This window comes from Polaromonas aquatica, from assembly GCF_050626995.1.
Classification (GTDB): domain Bacteria; phylum Pseudomonadota; class Gammaproteobacteria; order Burkholderiales; family Burkholderiaceae_C; genus Polaromonas; species Polaromonas aquatica_A.
The window spans coordinates 2749553-2765524 of the sequence record NZ_CP192467.1 but is presented as its reverse complement, the minus strand read 5'-3'; the positions used below and the strand labels follow the sequence as shown (position 1 = coordinate 2765524).

The window sequence follows — 15972 nt, the reverse complement described above, 5'->3', positions numbered from 1 at the left end:
CTTTGACAAGCTGACTGCTACTGCCTCGGGACTTTGTTACCCGGAAAAATTTGCTTCATGCGAGCGAAGAAATACTCCTGTTTTGTAGCGGGAATTGCTATCTTCTATTGACTGTCATCACAAAAAATAAAACCAAAGACATCTAAACGGATCTCACGCAGTGGCATCGCGGCAAAGCTGAAAGTGAAACGAAACGTGTACGCCTTTGTTCAGACGCCAAAGTCCGAGGGGAAAGCTGCAGCGAGTCAGCCGGGATCCAGATCCCCCGGTGTTTACCGGGCGGCCGTGCCTCGGCGCCGAGAGGGCTTAACCTCGCTCGCTGCATCACGCAGGCATTGCGCCAGCTGCTGGACCACGGCCGGACCCTGTTTCTTGCCCCGAAGAAGAAGCCCTATTTCGCGGTAGAAGGTCTGCTCGCCAAGCGCCACGGCCCGAACGGATGGCGGAATGGGCAGGCAAGCCTCGGCCATGGGCACGAGTGCCACACCGAGGCCTTGGGAAACCAGATTCATCAAGCCCGTGATCTCATCGAGTTCAATGGCTTCCTGCACGGTAATGTTCTCGTCGCGCAAAAACCGCGTCACCAGCCGCCCGCCAAATGAGGTGCGCTCATACCTCAGGAAGGGGTGCGACGCCAGCATCCGGCGCCAATCGCGCCCCTTGACGTCCTCTGGCACCAGCAACACGAAAGGCTCGGAAACAAGCGGTTGCCAGGTCATTTCGGGCAAGAGGCCAAACGGTGGCCGGATCATGATGGCGGCATCGATTTCCCCGGCATCCAGTTCATCCATTAGCCGCATGGAAACCCCAGGGACGATGTTCAGGCGCAGCTTCGGGTGTTTTCGGCGCATCGCTGCAAGCGCCCTGGGCAGCAGGGCTGACTGCACCGAAGCAATCGCGCCGATACGCAGTGTGCCGGTGAGGTCTTCATCCACCGGCAGGTCACCCAGCCTCGAATACATCGCCACGATTTCCTCGGCCCGGGCCAGCGTCTGGCTGCCGTGGGTGTTGAGGACCGCAGTCCGCCGCGTCCGGTCGAAAAGCTCGAATCCGAGGGACGCCTCAAGCCGCTTGATCTGGCTGCTCACGGCGGACTGGGTCAGGCCTATCCGGGCGCCGGCGGCAGAAAAGCTGCCGTGGCGGACAACGGCAATGAAGGTTTTCAGTTCAGTGATCAAGACAACTCATCGATTTTATTACTGCTCAGATTCAATATATATCGTTTTTCAGAATCTCCCAAGCATCCTAAAGTAGGGAGATCCTTTCTCCTTTTCTCCTTTTCTCCAGATATTCACCTCCGAGGCCCCGATGAGCACAGCAACCACGACCCCACAAGCCACCATGCCCCCTTTTCACCTCGCCTTCCCCGTCCACGACCTCGCCGCAGCGCGCAGGTTTTATGGCGAATTGCTCGGGTGCGCTGAAGGCCGCAGTTCGCCGGAATGGGTGGATTTCAACTTCTATGGCCACCAGATCGTTGCGCACCTGGCGCCGGACGAATGCGGACATAAGGAAACCAGTGCGGTCGATGGGCACAACGTGCCTGTGCGCCATTTCGGCGCCATTCTTTCACTGGAGCAATGGGAAACGCTCGCCACGCGGCTGAAGGCAGGCGGAACGAAGTTCGTGATCGAGCCCTATGTGCGCTTCAAGGGTGAGCCCGGCGAGCAACGCACCATGTTTTTTCTCGACCCGTCGGGCAACGCCATCGAGTTCAAGGCCTTCGCATCGCTTGACAAGTTGTTCGCCAAGTAAGGTCAGGAACCCAGGGCTACCAGCGAAAGGCTGGATTGGCTAGGCACGCGACAGACGCCGCGCCGGCTGCGCACCGGCACGGGGCAGGCTGGCGCTGACCAGCGCCGCGGCCAATGTGACAAACCACGAGTAGTACACCCACACCAGGAAAGCCAGCAAAGGCGCGAAGGCACCGTAGATCGTGCGATAGGTGGGCACATTGGCGAGATAAATCGCAAAACCGTATTTACCCAGTTCAAACGCGATGCCGCCGAGCAGGCCGCCGGCGATCGCATCGCGCCAGCGTACGACGGTGTGCGGCACAAAACGGAACAGGCAGGCGAAGCCGGCAGCGCTCAGAACCGCAGGCCCCAGGTTCAGCGCATGCGGAAGCCAGGCGGGCCGCGTCCCCATCAGCCCGCTGGAAGCGGCCACCAGATAGGACACAGCCCACAGGCTCGCGCCGATGATCACCGGGCCGGTGAGCAGCATGGAAACATACAGGGCCATCCGTCGCAGCACCGTGCGCGGTTTTTTCACCTGCCATATCCTGTTGAGCGTGTTCTCCACGCTTAGGAGCAGCGTCAGGGCCGATATCAGCAGGATCGCAAAGCCCACCTGGGTGAGTCCGCCGGCATTGCCCGCGAACTGCGCCAGGTGCTTGAGCACCGTCTTGGCGATGTCGGCCGGCAACAGGCCGCGCAGCAGATGCTCGCGAATCGCTTCCCCGGCCCCGCGCAGGGCCGGGATACGCGCGAACAGCGCGAAGCTCACCGCCAGCAGCGGCACCATGGACATCACCATCGTGAACGTGAGCCCACCCGCTGCCTGGGCGAGGCGTTCTTCCCGGCCGCGCCTCAGGATGAGGCCGATCAGGCCGCCCTGGTTTCGACTTGTATTGGCCATGGAAGCAATGAATCTTCGCCCCTGCCGGGACAGCACGGTTCGTATTCAAGCCCGAAGAAAAGCGTTGGCATTTGCCGGGCTCAACCCAACAGACGAACCAGGCCGTAGAGGGAAAGTATTCCCGATAGCACCAGGAACGCGGTCTTTGCTGCGCGAGCTCCGACCAAGGTTCCAATTACGCTGCAGGCCAGGATGGCGCCAAGGATGTAGGTTGTTTTCATAACCCCCAATCGTAAGGCCTGGCTTGACCCAATAGGGATGAATAGTGATGAATTGATACGGGTGATCGGCCGGCTATTCCGGCGGCTCAACCCGGACTCGCGCGCAGCGCGCCTGCTGGCATTTGCACTACTCGTCGAGAAAATCACCCCGGTAGAAACTCCACGCGGTTCCGTCGTGGAGATAAAAATATCCATCGGCACAGAAGTCTTTTCCAGGAAAGAACTCCCGGTACGCCTTGGGAAGGAGCCGGGCCAGCTGAGCGTCGGTGAGTTCGTCGAACTGCTCGGGCGTGATCGGTTGGCCGACTTTGAGTTTGGGTGAGTCCATTGGCAACAGGGAGGCTGGGGATTTGCCTCAGGATACCAGCGTCTCCCAGACCGACGGAGCGGGAATACACGCTGCAGCTTCTTTCCCAATGGGTGGCAGGCTGGTCCAGCTCACCGCTTTTTGAAGAAGGGGCACGATACCCGCATGCCGGGAGGGGGACCTGCCGGCGCCATGTTTGTGCGGGCGCGCCGCGACGCAACCGGGGTTCCCTTTCGTCGTGGCGGGACTATGCAAAACCCCGCCTTGTGCCACATCAAAAACCACGAAAATAAGGAGGTGTCCCACTTACCGTTCCACCCGGCTGTTTCCGCCTGGCTAGAAGGCCGGTTCGGCCGCGCCACCGAGGTCCAGGCCCAGGCGTGGGCCGTGACCTCGCAGCGCCGCCATGCGTTGATCGCCGCGCCCACGGGCTCTGGCAAGACGCTGGCGGCCTTCCTGTCGGCAATTGACGAGCTGGTACGCGAAGGGCTGGACAAAGGACTTTCCGACGAAGTCCATGTGCTCTACGTCTCGCCGCTGAAAGCACTCTCCAACGACATCCGCAAGAACCTGGAGGAGCCCTTGGCCGGCATCCAGGCCGCGCTGGCCGCAATGGGGTTGCCCGACCCCGGCATACGCGCGGCGGTGCGCACGGGCGACACGCCGACAGCCGAGCGCGAACGCATGCGCCGCACGCCGCCGCATATTTTGGTGACCACGCCGGAGTCGCTGTATATCCTGCTTAGCTCCGACTCGGGCCGCGCAATGCTGAAGTCGGTGAAAAGCGTGATCGTCGACGAGCTGCATGCGGTGGCCGGCGTCAAGCGCGGCTCGCACCTGATGCTCTCGCTGGAACGGCTGGAGGCGCTGAGCGAAAAACCCCCGGTGCGCATAGGCCTGTCGGCCACCGTGAAACCACTCGATGAGATGGCGCGTTTCTTGATCGGCCAACGCAGTGAGCCCGTAAAAATCATTGACGCCGGCCACGTGCGCGAGCGCGACCTGGCGATCGAGATGCCGCGCTCGCCGCTGACCGCGGTGATGCCGATCGAGGTCTGGGACGAACTCTACGACCGGCTCACCGAGTTGGTGGCCCAGCACCGCACCACGCTGATCTTCGTGAACCAGCGCCGCATCGCGGAACGGGTAGCGCGCCACCTGGCCGAGCGTCTAGGCGAGGAGCACGTGACCGCGCACCACGGCAGCCTGGCGCGCGAGCACCGCCTGAACGCCGAGCAGCGGCTCAAGCAGGGTGAACTCAAGGCGCTGGTGGCCACCAGTTCGCTGGAGCTGGGCATCGACATCGGCGACATCGACCTGGTGTGCCAGATCGGTTCGCCGCGCGCGATCAATGCCCTGCTGCAGCGTGTGGGCCGTGCCGGTCACGCCATTGGCGCGATCCCCAAGGGGCGGCTGTTCCCGCTGGCGCTCGACGACCTGCTGGAATGCACCGCCCTGCTGGCCGCGGTGGACCGCGGGGAGCTGGACCGCATCCGCGTGCCGGCCAAGCCGCTGGACGCGCTGGCGCAGCACATCATCGCCGAGACCGCCTGCCGCGAATGGCCGCTGGACGCGCTCTACGAATGCCTGCGGCGCGCGCAACCTTACCGCGAGCTCACGCTGCGCGAGTTCGAACAGGTGGTGCAGATGCTGGCCGACGGCTACAGCACGCGCCGGGGCCGGCGCGGCGCCTACCTGCATTACGACGCCGTCAACCGCGTGCTGCGCGCACGCCGCGGCGCGCGCATGGCGGCCGTCACCAATGCAGGCGTGATCCCCGACCAGTTCGATTACGAGGTGGTGCTGCTGCCGGACGGGCACCGCGTGGGCACGCTCAACGAGGACTTCGCCTTCGAAAGCCTGCCGGGCGACATCTTCCAGCTCGGCAACGCGTCCTACCGTATCGCCAAGGTGGAGACCGGCAAGGTGATGGTGGAGGACGCCCGCGGGCAGCCGCCGTCCATGCCCTTCTGGCTGGGCGAAAGCCTGGGCCGCACCGATGAACTGAGCGAAGCGGTGTCGCGCATCTGCGAGACCGCCGACACCCTGCTCGACGACGGCGTGCAGGCCTGCGAGCGCTGGCTGCGCGAAGACCTGCGGCTGCCGGCCGCAGCGGCGCAGCAGCTCGCGCTCTACCTGGCGGCCTCGAAGGCCGCACTCGGCGTGCTGCCGAGCCGGCGGCACATCGTGTTCGAGCGCTTCTTCGACGAGGTGGGCGACACACACCTGGTGATCCACTCGCCCTACGGCTCGCGCATCAACAAAGCCTGGGGCCTGGCGCTGCGCAAACGCATGTGCCGCAAGTTCAACTTCGAGCTGCAGGCCAGCGCGCTGGAGGACAGCATCGTGCTGTCGCTGGGGCCCACGCACAGCTTCGCGCTCGATGAACTGCGGCATTACCTGAAGACGGCCAGCGCGCGCGAGGTGCTGGTGCAGGCGCTGCTGGACGCGCCCATGTTCGGCACGCGCTGGCGCTGGAACGCCACCGCCTCGCTCGCGGTGCGCCGCATGAACGGCGGCCGCAAGGTGCCGCCGCAGTTCCAGCGCTCCGACGCGGAAGACCTGCTGACGGTGGTGTTCCCGGACCAGCTCGCCTGCGCCGAGAACCTGGTGGGCGAGCGCGAGATTCCCGAACACCCGCTGGTGGCGCAGACGCTGCACGACTGCCTGAACGAGACCATGGACGCCGACGGTTTTGTGCGGCTGCTGGCCGGCATCGAGGCCGACGAGGTGCGCATCAGCACGCGCGACCTGGCCTCGCCCTCGCCGCTGGCGCATGCCATCCTGAACGCCAAACCCTATGCCTTCCTGGACGGCGGCGAGGCCGAGGAGCGGCGCACCAAGGCGGTCAGCACCCGGCCGCTGATGGACCCGCAGACCGCGGAAGACCTGGGCAAGCTGGACCCGCAGGTGATCGCGCAAGTCTGCGAGGACGCCAGGCCCGACATCCGCAGCGCCGACGAACTGCACGACGCGCTGGTGGTGCATGGCTTCCTCACCACCGATGAAGTACCCTTCCCCGAATTCATTGCATCACTTGCACAGCAGCAGCGCATAGGCCGGCTCAGCCTGCCCGCGGGCGCAGGGATTTACGTCGCGGCGGAACGCCTGCATGAGTTCCGCGCCGTCTTCCCCGATGCGGTGCTGTCCCCGGCCATAGCCCCGACGTCTGGCATAAAACCCGAAGCCGATGCAGCGCTGCGCGAGATCCTGCGCGGGCGCCTGGACCTGCTCGGCCCCGTGACAGCTCAAGCGCTGGGCGCACCACTTGACATGGACGCTGACGTTGTGCTGCCGGCCTTGCTGCAACTCGAAGCCGAAGGTGCGGTGATGCGCGGCACCTTCACCGCCGCCGGCACGCAGGAGTGGTGTGACCGCCGCCTGCTGGCGCGCATACACCGCGGCACACGCGAGAAGCTGCGCGCCGAGTTCCAGCCGGTGCCGCCGGCGCAGTTCATGCGTTTCCTGTTCCGCTGGCACCAGCTGGGTAGCGACGAGGATGCCGGTGAAGGCGACGAGCGCCGCGAAGGTGAAGGCGGGCTGGCCGAGGTGCTGCGCCAGCTTGAAGGTTATGCGGCGCCGGCCGCGGCCTGGGAAGAAGAACTGCTGGCGGCGCGCGTCAGCCATTACCTGCCCTCCATGCTCGACAAACTCTGCGCCGTGGGCCGCGTGGCCTGGTGGCGGCCGGTGGATGCCGGCGACGCGGCAGGCCGCAAGTCGGGGCCCGTGCGCGGCACGCCGGTGCTGCTGTGCGAACGCGATGCCCTGCCCCACTGGCAGCAGGCGGCCGGCGCGGCGGCGGCAGCCGATGGCACGGTGGGCGCGGAGCCGGTGCTGTCCAGCGCGGCACGCCAGGTATTGGAATCGTTGCGTTCTCATGGGGCCAGCTTTTTTGCAGACCTGCGGCATGACGCCCGGCTGCTGGGCACGCAGGCCGAGCAGGCGCTGGCCGAGCTGGTCGCGCACGGCTTGGCTACGTCCGATTCATTCGCCGGGCTGCGCGCCCTGGTGATGCCGGAAGACAAACGCAACAAGCTGCGGCGCAGGCCCGGCGCACTGGATCCAATGGAGGATGCAGGCCGCTGGTCGCTCACGCGAAGGCCCCGGCCGGTAGAGCCCGTGCCGGGCGCGCTGGCCGAGCCGCATGTGGAGCACATCGCGCGTGTGCTGCTGCGCCGCTACGGCGTGGTGTTCCGCAAGCTGCTCGAACGCGAGGACGGGCTGCCGCCGTGGCGTGAACTGTTTTACGTGCTGCGCCGGCTTGAGGCGCGCGGCGAGGTGCGCGGCGGCCGTTTTGTCAGCGGATTTTCAGGCGAGCAGTTCGCGCTGCCGGAAGCCGCCACAGCCCTGCGCAGGATCGCCAGGGAGCCCGGCGGCGAGCGCGTCGCCATCTCGGCCGTCGACCCCCTGAACCTGGCCGGCATCCTGACGCCGGGCGACAAGGTGGCCCGCCTGCCCGGCAACCGCCTGCTCTTCGAAGGCGGCGTGCCGGTGGCCGTGCAGTGCGGGGGAGAAGTCCGCTACCTGCGGGAGCTGGAAGCTGGCGCGCAGTGGGAAATGAAAAGGCTGCTGATTCGCCGCTAAAGAGTTTTTGAGCCGGGAAATCATGCCGCGCGCAATGCACCCACGCCACCGTAATCGCCACCCGGCTGGCAAAGGCACCATCAGGCAAGACCACACCATTGGGCCAGGCGGTGCGCCATATCGCCCCATAAACCGAACAACGCTGACAGTATCAGCACCACTCCAGCCAACCGCACGCCCAACAGCCCGCCCCAACCGTTTCCGATTTTCCGCACCCCGGCCAGCAGCCGCGGTGCGAGCAGCAAGGAAACGGCGCTACCTGTCGCAAAAGCCGCCATGACGAGCGCTCCCTGCAGCACTCCACCGCTCAGGGACGCCACCAGCAGCGCTGAATACAGCAGACTGCAGGGCATAAAAGCCCAGAGCGCACCGGCCGAGAACATGCCACCTCGCGATGTCGCCAGGGCGCCAATTCTTGACCAAGCCGAACGTCCCGCCGTATCCGCCCAGGCCGGCTGGCTCGCCTTCACCAGCAGCATCAAGCCCCAGCCAAGGACAGCCAGGTGAAACAGCATCCAGATGGGCCGGAATAGGGCCGCCTGCTGCGTCATCCATGCAAAACTTTGTACCGCAGCCGCGGCGGCTGCCCCCGCGATGGAATAGCCGGCCAACCGACCGGCCTGGAAGAGCAGCGGCGAATGCGCCTGCTGCCGGCCACCGATTCGCGCCAGACCGCCGCAGGCCGCGCCGCACATCACGGCGCAATGCGGCCCTCCGGCCAGGCCCATCAACAGGGCCGTTGTAGCAAGTGCATAAGTCATGCTGTCGGGGTGGCCTGAGAAAACCTAGATGATTCGCGAGAAACGACTGCGGTTGAGGTCGGACTGCAGGTAACGGTCAAATACCATGGCGACCGCGCGCAACACGAACCGGCCTTCAGGCGTCACCTCGATGCCGGCTCCCGAAAGTACGACAAGGCCGGCGCTTTCCAGTTCGCGCAGGCGCTCCAGTTCCGCCGCGAAGTAAGCCTTGAAGTCCAGCATCCAGGCGAGTTCTATTGATTCAAACCACACCTGGCCCTGACACATGATGGCCATGATCACCGCGCGGCGCGCCAGGTCGTCCCGACTCAGCGCCAGGCCGCGTGTGACCGGGAAACGCCCCTGGTCCAGCAGGTCGCAGTATTCCTCCAGCGTCTTGGCGTTCTGGCTGTAGCTGGCGCCGACTGCGCCTATGGCTGACACGCCCAGGCCGATCAGGTCGCGATCGGGCTGGGTGCTGTAGCCCTGGAAGTTACGGTGCAGCCGGCCCTCGCGGCAGGCCACGGCCAGCGCATCGTTCTCCAGCGCGAAATGGTCCATGCCGATGTAGCGGTAGCCCGCACCCTGGAAGCGCTGCATGGCTTCGGCCAGCATGGCGGCCTTGTCCACGGCCGCAGGCAGCAACGCCGGCGCGATATGCCGCTGCGGCTTGAAGCGTTCCGGCAGATGCGCATAGGCGTAGAGGGCGATGCGGTCCGGCCTGAGATCCTCGATCTGGCGGATGGTGCGCGCAAAAGACGTCTGCGTCTGCCGCGGCAGGCCGTAGATCAGGTCCACATTGATGGATTCAAAGCCGAGCGCGCGCGCCTGCGCGACCAGCGCGAACACCTGCTCCGCCGGCTGGACGCGGTGCACGGCCTTCTGCACATCGGCATCAAAATCCTGTACTCCGAAGCTCAGGCGGTTAAAGCCCAGGGTTGCCAGCGCGGCCAGACGTTGCTGGTCCACGGTGCGCGGATCCACCTCGATGGACATCTCCGCGCCGGCGACGATGTCGAAGTTGCGCCTGAGCATATCCATCAGTTGTGCGAGCTCCGCGTCGGACAGGAAAGTCGGCGTGCCCCCGCCAAGGTGCAGCTGGCTGACGGGCTGGCCGGGGCCCAGGCGCGCCGTGTACAGGGCCACTTCGCGCTCCAGGTAGCCCAGGTAGGCCGCGGCGCGGCTGTGCTGCTTCGTGATGATCTTGTTGCACGCGCAGTAATAGCACAGCGATTCGCAAAAAGGAATGTGCACGTACAGCGACAGCGGCGCAGCCGACGCGTCGGCCCGGGAACGCCTGTCGTCCAGCGCGCGGCCGTGGTCGCCCGCACTAAAGGCCTCGACAAAGCGGTCCGCTGTGGGGAAGGAGGTATAGCGCGGCCCGGAGATGTCGAAGCGCTTGAGGGCCTGGGGTAATACAGCGGGCATGGAATGGTGGAGAAATGTGAGTCCTCCACTGTGCCGCCCCGCCGCCCCGGCCGCGTTGATATGGATCAACGGGGGCGCTAGGTAGCTGTGTTTGCCTTGTGCTTGACCTGCGTCAAATCGCGGGAAGGGGTGCGCCGTAAGCTGGCGGCTTCGCTATCGCCCTGGGTTCAAGGGCTCCGGCGCCAACCTTCATCCCTCATGTCCATCGCTCAAGCAACCCAAGCAATCCCCACAACACCGGCAAGCGCAGCAGCGCCCCTTCCCCACCGGAAAACTCTCCGTTCCTGGCTTCTTCCCATCTCGGCCAAAAACACCGGCATCGCCCTGCCGCTGGCGCTGATGGACCTTGCCCTGCTCGCCGCCTGCATGGCCGGGGCGATGCTCGCGCGCCATTCCGCCGTGCAAGTGCTCATGTCCGTGCTCGCCGGGTTCATGATCGCCAGGCTGTTCATCCTGGGCCACGACGCCTGCCACCAGAGCTTCACGCCGCACCGCAAGCTCAACCGCTGGCTGGGCCGGCTGCTGTTCCTGCCCTCACTCACGCCCTACAGCCTGTGGGATGTCGGGCACAACATCGTGCACCACGGCTACACCAACCTCAGCGGCTTTGATTTCGTCTGGCAGCCGTCGACTTTGCAAGCCTACGAACGCATGCCCGCCTGGCGGCAATGGCTGGAGCGCGCCTACCGCAGCGGCTGGGCGCCATGGCTTTATTACCTGCTGGAGATCTGGTGGAAGCGGCTGTATTTCCCATCCAAGGCGGTGATGCCCACGCGGCGCGGCATTTTTGTGGCCGACAGCCTGCTGGTCAGCGCGGCGGCCGCGGCCTGGGTCGGCGGACTGCTTGCCGCAGCATCGGCGACCGGCCAATCGGCGCCCTGGCTTCTGGCTGTCGGATTTTTCCTGCCGCTGCTGGTGTGGAACGCCCTCATGGGTTTTGTGGTCTACGTGCACCACACGCACACCCGCATCGCTTGGTACGACAACAAAAAGAGTTGGTCAGACGCCAACCCTTTTGTCTCGACCACCGTGCACCTGAGCTTCAACTCGTTTTTTGGCGCGGCGCTGCACCACATCATGGAGCACACCGCCCACCACGTGGACATGGGCGTGCCGCTGTACCGGCTGAAGCAGGCACAGGCCATGCTGGAAGCCAGGCTGCCTGGGCACATCGTGGTGCAGCCGTTTTCATGGCGCTGGTACTTTGACACCGCGCGCCGCTGCAAGCTGTATGACTTCGAACGGCGGCAGTGGACGGATTTCTCGGGAAACCCAAGCTCCGAGCCGGCAAACGTTCAGTGAACCCGCGTGTCGAAGACGCGCTTGAGCGCCGCGTGGTCGACGATGCGGATATGGCGTTTGTCGACCTCGAGGATGCCCTGCTGCTGGAACGCGGAAAACGTGCGGCTCACGGTTTCCAGTTTCATGCCCAGGTAGCTGCCGATCTCGGCGCGCGACATGCGCAGGTGGAATTCGCCGGCCGCATAGCCGCGCAGCTTGAGCCGCTGCGACAGGTTGAGCAGGAAGGCGGCCAGGCGCTCTTCGGCATTCATGCTGCCCAGCAGCATCATCAAACTGTGTTCCCTGACGATTTCCCGGCTCATCAAACGGCTGACGGCTTGCTGCAGGTCGGTGCTGGTGGCGGCCAGGCCGCTGATCTGGTCGTAGGGAATGGCGCAGACTTCGGTGTCTTCCAGCGCGGTGGAGTTGCTGGCATAGGCGCCGTTGGCGATGCCGTCCAGGCCCATCAGTTCACCGGCCATCTGGAATCCGCTGACCTGCTCGCGCCCGTCGGCCAGTGTCAGGCTGGACTTGAAGGTGCCCATGCGCACCGCGTAGATGTTGCGAAAGGGCTGGCCCTCGTGGTAGAGCGCCTCGCCCGCCTTGACCTTGCTGCGGTTGAAACCGAGCCCGTCCAGTCCGTTTACGTCGGCGGGCGTCATGCCGCAAGGCAGGCAGATGTCGCGCAGGTTGCAGTTCGAGCAGCGCGTCTTCAGCGGCGGGATGGCGGCGGCGGGTGAATGGGCGGCGGATGAACAGGCTGGGGTCATGACGGCTCCTTTTGGAATCAAGAGAAAGAAACGGATTGGCCAACAGGCCGGTAATGCGTGAGCCCGGCCACGGCTTTCACCTGGCCGGCGAGCTGGTAAAACTCGGCGTGTTTGTCGAGAAAGCAGGCGGCGCCCGCGGCCAGGTAGCGCGCGCGATAGGCCGGCTCGGCATGGTTGCTGAGGATGATGAACGGGATGTGCGGCGCGGCCTTGTGCACGGCCTGCAGCACCTGCATGCCGGTGCCCTTGACGAATTGCACGTCGAGCACCACGACGTCGGGCCGGCTCTCCAGGATGTTGCTGGTCGCAGCTTCCGGCGTATCGGCCTGGCCGGCGATCACCATGCCCTGGGCCGTGAGCATCTCGGCCACGCGGCGGCGGCTCAACGCGGAGTCGTCGGCCAGAAAGACCCGGGTGGGTGAAGCGGTGTGTTGCATGCCCCTACTGTCGCGCAGGCGGCGCTTTCGGCACATCGGCTTTTGCTGAAACGCCGGCTCGGATACGGCTGGTTTGCCGGCACCGGCACTCCTAGCCCGGCTCGGAATTTTCCTAGGGTCCCAGACGCCTAGTGCGCCATCAGCACCGGCAGCGTCATGCTTTTGAGCACGGTCCGGGATACTCCGCCCAGCACCCACTCATGCGCGCGGGTACGGCCGTAGCAGCCCATCACCAGCAGGTCCGCCTGCAGGTCGAAGGCGCGCGAGAGCAGCAGTTCGCCGAGCTTTTCGGGTTCCGCATCCTCCCGCTGCCAGCTGGCCTTGACGCCATGGGCCTGCAGGTGGGAAACGATGTTCGGGCCTCCGGCGGTGGCCGCCGCGTCCGCGCCCCAGCTCAGGATGTGCACCGCGCTGGCCTGGCGCAGCAGGGGCAGCGCCGCCGCCACGGCGCGCGCAGCCCCTGGGCTGGGCTTCCATGCGATCACCACACGGCCCGGCAAGCCGGGTCTGGCCGAGGTGTAGGGAAGGACCAGCGCGGGCCGGCCACTCAAGGCGATCACGGTTTCCGGAAAATCCGCCGGCATCAGCGTGGACCAGCCTTCGCCCGGGCCGTGCTGGCCCAGCACCAGCAGGTCCGCGTACAGCGCCTGCTCCGCAAAAGCCGGGGCCAGCGGGAATGAATGGATTTCAGCCCAGGCGGCCGGCTGCCCTGCGGGCCTGAGCTGCTCGAACACCGATTTCGCGCGCGCCAGTTCGGTGTCCTGGGTGTTGTCCCGCCTGACAGCGAGACCCGGTCCCATGCCGGAAGCTACGGGAAGCGCCTCGGAAGCCGAGGGCGAGGCATAGAGCGCCGTGATGCCGGCGCCGTGCAGGGCTGCAAGCCGGCAGGCAAATTCAAGGCGTTGCGCGAATTGCGGCGTGGCATCGGCATGGACCAGCAGTTGTTTGAGTTCATTGCCCATGGCACCCCCGGTTCAGAGTTTCAATGCCCTGACTCTACGGAAATGCCCACCGTCCGTATTGACCCTGGTCAACACCATGCAATTGCGAGGAAGGCTCAGAGTCTCAAGGCTCCGCCAGTCCGTGCTTGAGCGCGTAGCGGATCAGTTCGCTCTGGTTTTGCAGCCCCATTTTTTGCATGAGGTTGGTCTTGTGGGTGCTGACGGTCTTGACCGACAGGTTCAGCCGGGTGGCGATGTCCGTCATGGAAACGCCGGTCACCAGCAGTTGCAGCACCTCGAATTCGCGGTTGGAAAGGCTCTCGTGCGGAACTGCTTCGCTTCCTGGCATCGCGCCCAGTGCCAGTTGCTCAGCCACCTCGGCGCTGATAAAAGCGCCGCCTGAAGCTACCTTGCGTATCGCCTGCTCCAGCTGTGCCGGCGCGCTTTCCTTGGTCAGGTAGCCACTGGCGCCGTTCTTGATGGCGCGTACGGCATATTGCAGTTCCTGATGCATGCTCAGGACCAGGATACGCAGTTGCGGTTTTTCGTTACGGACCAGTTTGATCAGTTCCATGCCGCTGCGCCCCGGCATTGAGAGGTCCAGCACCAGTACATCGAAAGCCAGTTCGCGCACCCGCTGCATGACTTCCGTGCCATTGCCGGCCTCACCTATGACTTCCATGCCCTCAATGGACGACACGATGCGCTTGAGCCCTTCGCGCACGATGGCGTGGTCGTCGGCCATCACAATCTTGATCACTCGATGTCTCCTGTTTCGGGTACCGGGATGCTGACCTTGATATGGGTGCCGCGGTCCGGGGCGGTGGCTATGTCCACCGTCCCCTGCAACAGCCTGGCTCGCTCGCGCAGGCCCATGAGACCAAGCGACCCAGTCTTGCGCGGCGCATCCAGGGAAAAGCCCGAGCCGTTATCTACCACCTCAAGGATCACGGCCGCGGGTGTCCTTTCGATGCGCACATCGACTTGCGATGCACCAGCATGCTTGGCCACATTCACCAGCGACTCCTGGACGATACGAAACACCGCAGTGGCATAGGGTTCGCCGAGTTCCAGTTCCTCATCAAGTGACAGCCGGCACGGCACACCGTGACGCTGGCTGAAATTGTGCGTCAGCCATTCGACGGCCGGCACCAGGCCCAGATCGTCGAGCAGCAACGGCCGCAAGTCCGAGGCGATGCGGCGCGTGGCGGCCACGGTCGTGTCCAGCAATCCCAGCATTTCGTCGAGCTTGGCCCGAACCGCATCCGCATCCCGAGGCATGGCTCCGCGGATCCAGGTGGCGTCCATCTTGATCGCTGTCAGCGACTGCGCGAGTTCATCATGCAGTTCGCGCGCGATCCGTGTCTTCTCGCTTTCACGGATGGCGTGGGCCGCTGAGGCGAAGGCGCTCAGTTCCTCGCTGGCGCGCACACGCTCGGTCACGTCGCGCAGGATGACGGTAAAAAGCTTGCCGTGCGCAGTATCCAGGTGCGAGATCGAGGCTTCCAGCGGGAACTCCTCCCCGCTGGACCTTAGCCCATACAGAACCGTGCCGTCCCCCATGCGCCGCGAGGTCGTTCCAGTCATGCCGAAACGCCTGACCTGCTCGCCGTGCTTGCTCTGGTGACGCGGGGGAATCAGGCGCGTGATAGGTTGGCCCAGCATTTCAGGTGTGGGCCAGCCGAAAATCTTCTCAGCGGCCTTGTTGTAGAGGATCACATTCTGCTCGCTGTCCACGGTGATGATGGCGTCCATGGCGGAATCGAGCAAGCCAGCGAGCCTGGCATCTGCACCTTCAAGAGCTTGCTTGCCTTTCAACTCCCTGGCCGCATCACGCACGGCCAGCACCCACGCAATACCGCAGGTCGCAGCGGCCAGTACCGCGACAAGCTGCGGATCAACCGGGGACTGGGTACTCAATGCAAGATGGACAGCGGCCAGCAATGTCAAGGTCGCCATCGTGGCCAGCACGATGGCCATCGAACGCCGGCCCGTTGGCACAGCGTTGCCGACCTGGGAAAGAAGAGACATGGGGCAGCTTCGGGAGTGAAACCCGATCTTACCGCCCTGCCCTTTCCGCGGAAACCGGCGCAGGCCCCATCAATAGCACCGTCAAAGCACTGGAGGCAGCACAGGCGAGCCAGAACACAAAAAAGGCGATCGTCTGCAGGGCCAACCGGGACAACCCTGCGGGTTGCCCGTAGCGCAGCATTTCCTCAGGATCGAACAACCCGAACAGCAGCAATTCCAGCAGGCAAGCTGACAGGAAAGCAGGCCAGGCAATGCCCAGTATCTTGTTGGCTGAGATCATGAGGCCTCCTTTTTTGTAATGGGCGTGTGGCACTGATCAGGGGCGCCGCACCTTGTCAGGCGTCGCCGCGTGATTGCGGCCTTCCAGGGCCGGAGCCAGCGCCCTGTCCCCAGGCTGGGGCGAAACACCAGCCCGCAATATCCGCGTGGGCTCCTGGCCTCCCAACACGGCATCGGGATAGCGGATGGCGAGAAAGACCGTTGCCACGCTGGCCACCACCACTATCGCTGGCCCCGAAATCACCAGCCAGACGTGGCCATGCGTCCACCACGGAGCCGCTTGGGTTGAAATTGAAGAAGCATTCATGAAGAG

15 protein-coding genes are annotated in these 15972 nt (G+C 64.7%); 4 read left to right on the top strand and 11 right to left on the bottom strand.

Annotated features, from left to right (window positions below):
- Positions 1-272: 272 nt before the first annotated feature.
- Positions 273-1178, bottom strand: a complete 906-nt coding sequence (locus tag ACQ4MS_RS13160) for a LysR substrate-binding domain-containing protein (protein ID WP_431095059.1) — start codon at positions 1176-1178, stop codon at positions 273-275.
- A gap of 130 nt (positions 1179-1308) precedes the next feature.
- Here ACQ4MS_RS13160 and ACQ4MS_RS13155 point away from each other — a divergent pair, with 130 nt between their 5' ends.
- A complete protein-coding gene (locus tag ACQ4MS_RS13155; RefSeq protein WP_431095058.1) occupies positions 1309-1755 on the top strand; it encodes a VOC family protein in 447 nt (148 codons plus the stop codon).
- Between the two features lie 39 nt (positions 1756-1794).
- Here ACQ4MS_RS13155 and ACQ4MS_RS13150 read toward each other — a convergent pair whose 3' ends face one another.
- Positions 1795-2640 carry a YhjD/YihY/BrkB family envelope integrity protein gene (locus ACQ4MS_RS13150; RefSeq protein ID WP_431095057.1) on the bottom strand — a complete coding sequence of 282 codons (846 nt, stop codon included), beginning with the start codon at positions 2638-2640 and terminating at the stop codon, positions 1795-1797.
- A gap of 258 nt (positions 2641-2898) precedes the next feature.
- On the opposite strand from ACQ4MS_RS13150, the gene ACQ4MS_RS13145 reads away from it, so the two are divergent.
- Positions 2899-3183, top strand: a complete 285-nt coding sequence (locus tag ACQ4MS_RS13145) for a hypothetical protein (protein ID WP_431095056.1) — start codon at positions 2899-2901, stop codon at positions 3181-3183.
- A gap of 282 nt (positions 3184-3465) precedes the next feature.
- Positions 3466-7752, top strand: a complete 4287-nt coding sequence (locus tag ACQ4MS_RS13140) for an Lhr family helicase (RefSeq protein WP_431095055.1) — start codon at positions 3466-3468, stop codon at positions 7750-7752.
- Positions 7753-7832: 80 nt separating this feature from the next.
- Here the strand turns inward: ACQ4MS_RS13140 and ACQ4MS_RS13135 are convergent, their stop codons facing one another.
- Complete coding sequence (locus ACQ4MS_RS13135) at positions 7833-8513, bottom strand: sulfite exporter TauE/SafE family protein (RefSeq protein ID WP_431095054.1); 681 nt, start codon at positions 8511-8513, stop codon at positions 7833-7835.
- A gap of 24 nt (positions 8514-8537) precedes the next feature.
- Positions 8538-9920: an oxygen-independent coproporphyrinogen III oxidase gene (hemN, locus tag ACQ4MS_RS13130; RefSeq protein WP_431095053.1), complete on the bottom strand. Its 1383-nt coding sequence runs from the start codon at positions 9918-9920 to the stop codon at positions 8538-8540.
- A 198-nt stretch (positions 9921-10118) separates the two neighbouring features.
- Here hemN and ACQ4MS_RS13125 point away from each other — a divergent pair, with 198 nt between their 5' ends.
- Positions 10119-11222, top strand: a complete 1104-nt coding sequence (locus ACQ4MS_RS13125) for a fatty acid desaturase (RefSeq protein ID WP_431095052.1) — start codon at positions 10119-10121, stop codon at positions 11220-11222.
- Here ACQ4MS_RS13125 and ACQ4MS_RS13120 read toward each other — a convergent pair.
- The 7 genes from ACQ4MS_RS13120 to ACQ4MS_RS13090 all read right to left on the bottom strand — a co-directional run bounded on the left by ACQ4MS_RS13120 (position 11216) and on the right by ACQ4MS_RS13090 (position 15966).
- Positions 11216-11971 (bottom strand): helix-turn-helix domain-containing protein, encoded by a 756-nt coding sequence (locus tag ACQ4MS_RS13120; protein WP_431095051.1) that lies wholly within the window; start codon positions 11969-11971, stop codon positions 11216-11218. The genes ACQ4MS_RS13125 and ACQ4MS_RS13120 overlap by 7 nt on opposite strands.
- A gap of 17 nt (positions 11972-11988) precedes the next feature.
- Positions 11989-12408: a response regulator gene (locus tag ACQ4MS_RS13115; protein ID WP_431095050.1), complete on the bottom strand. Its 420-nt coding sequence runs from the start codon at positions 12406-12408 to the stop codon at positions 11989-11991.
- A gap of 128 nt (positions 12409-12536) precedes the next feature.
- Positions 12537-13370 (bottom strand): universal stress protein, encoded by an 834-nt coding sequence (locus ACQ4MS_RS13110; protein WP_431095049.1) that lies wholly within the window; start codon positions 13368-13370, stop codon positions 12537-12539.
- Positions 13371-13473: 103 nt separating this feature from the next.
- Positions 13474-14109: a response regulator gene (locus ACQ4MS_RS13105; protein ID WP_431095048.1), complete on the bottom strand. Its 636-nt coding sequence runs from the start codon at positions 14107-14109 to the stop codon at positions 13474-13476.
- Entirely contained in the window at positions 14106-15380 is a 1275-nt protein-coding gene (locus ACQ4MS_RS13100) for a PAS domain-containing sensor histidine kinase (RefSeq protein WP_431095047.1), read from the bottom strand. Before ACQ4MS_RS13100 ends, ACQ4MS_RS13105 begins: the two co-directional genes overlap by 4 nt.
- Before the next feature lie 28 nt (positions 15381-15408).
- Positions 15409-15660 (bottom strand): hypothetical protein, encoded by a 252-nt coding sequence (locus ACQ4MS_RS13095; RefSeq protein WP_431095046.1) that lies wholly within the window; start codon positions 15658-15660, stop codon positions 15409-15411.
- Between the two features lie 36 nt (positions 15661-15696).
- Positions 15697-15966: a nitrogen fixation protein FixH gene (locus tag ACQ4MS_RS13090; RefSeq protein WP_431095045.1), complete on the bottom strand. Its 270-nt coding sequence runs from the start codon at positions 15964-15966 to the stop codon at positions 15697-15699.
- Positions 15967-15972 lie beyond the last annotated feature (6 nt).

Bases quoted from the DNA above. Each gene is read 5' to 3' on its own strand.
- ACQ4MS_RS13155 (WP_431095058.1), top strand. From the start codon at position 1,309: ATGAGCACAGCAACCACGACCCCACAAGCCACCATGCCCCCTTTTCAC.
- ACQ4MS_RS13150 (WP_431095057.1), bottom strand. From the start codon at position 2,640: ATGGCCAATACAAGTCGAAACCAGGGCGGCCTGATCGGCCTCATCCTG.
- ACQ4MS_RS13145 (WP_431095056.1), top strand. From the start codon at position 2,899: ATGAATAGTGATGAATTGATACGGGTGATCGGCCGGCTATTCCGGCGG.
- ACQ4MS_RS13135 (WP_431095054.1), bottom strand. From the start codon at position 8,513: ATGACTTATGCACTTGCTACAACGGCCCTGTTGATGGGCCTGGCCGGA.
- hemN (WP_431095053.1), bottom strand. From the start codon at position 9,920: ATGCCCGCTGTATTACCCCAGGCCCTCAAGCGCTTCGACATCTCCGGG.
- ACQ4MS_RS13125 (WP_431095052.1), top strand. From the start codon at position 10,119: ATGTCCATCGCTCAAGCAACCCAAGCAATCCCCACAACACCGGCAAGC.
- ACQ4MS_RS13120 (WP_431095051.1), bottom strand. From the start codon at position 11,971: ATGACCCCAGCCTGTTCATCCGCCGCCCATTCACCCGCCGCCGCCATC.
- ACQ4MS_RS13115 (WP_431095050.1), bottom strand. From the start codon at position 12,408: ATGCAACACACCGCTTCACCCACCCGGGTCTTTCTGGCCGACGACTCC.
- ACQ4MS_RS13110 (WP_431095049.1), bottom strand. From the start codon at position 13,370: ATGGGCAATGAACTCAAACAACTGCTGGTCCATGCCGATGCCACGCCG.
- ACQ4MS_RS13100 (WP_431095047.1), bottom strand. From the start codon at position 15,380: ATGTCTCTTCTTTCCCAGGTCGGCAACGCTGTGCCAACGGGCCGGCGT.
- ACQ4MS_RS13095 (WP_431095046.1), bottom strand. From the start codon at position 15,660: ATGATCTCAGCCAACAAGATACTGGGCATTGCCTGGCCTGCTTTCCTG.
- ACQ4MS_RS13090 (WP_431095045.1), bottom strand. From the start codon at position 15,966: ATGAATGCTTCTTCAATTTCAACCCAAGCGGCTCCGTGGTGGACGCAT.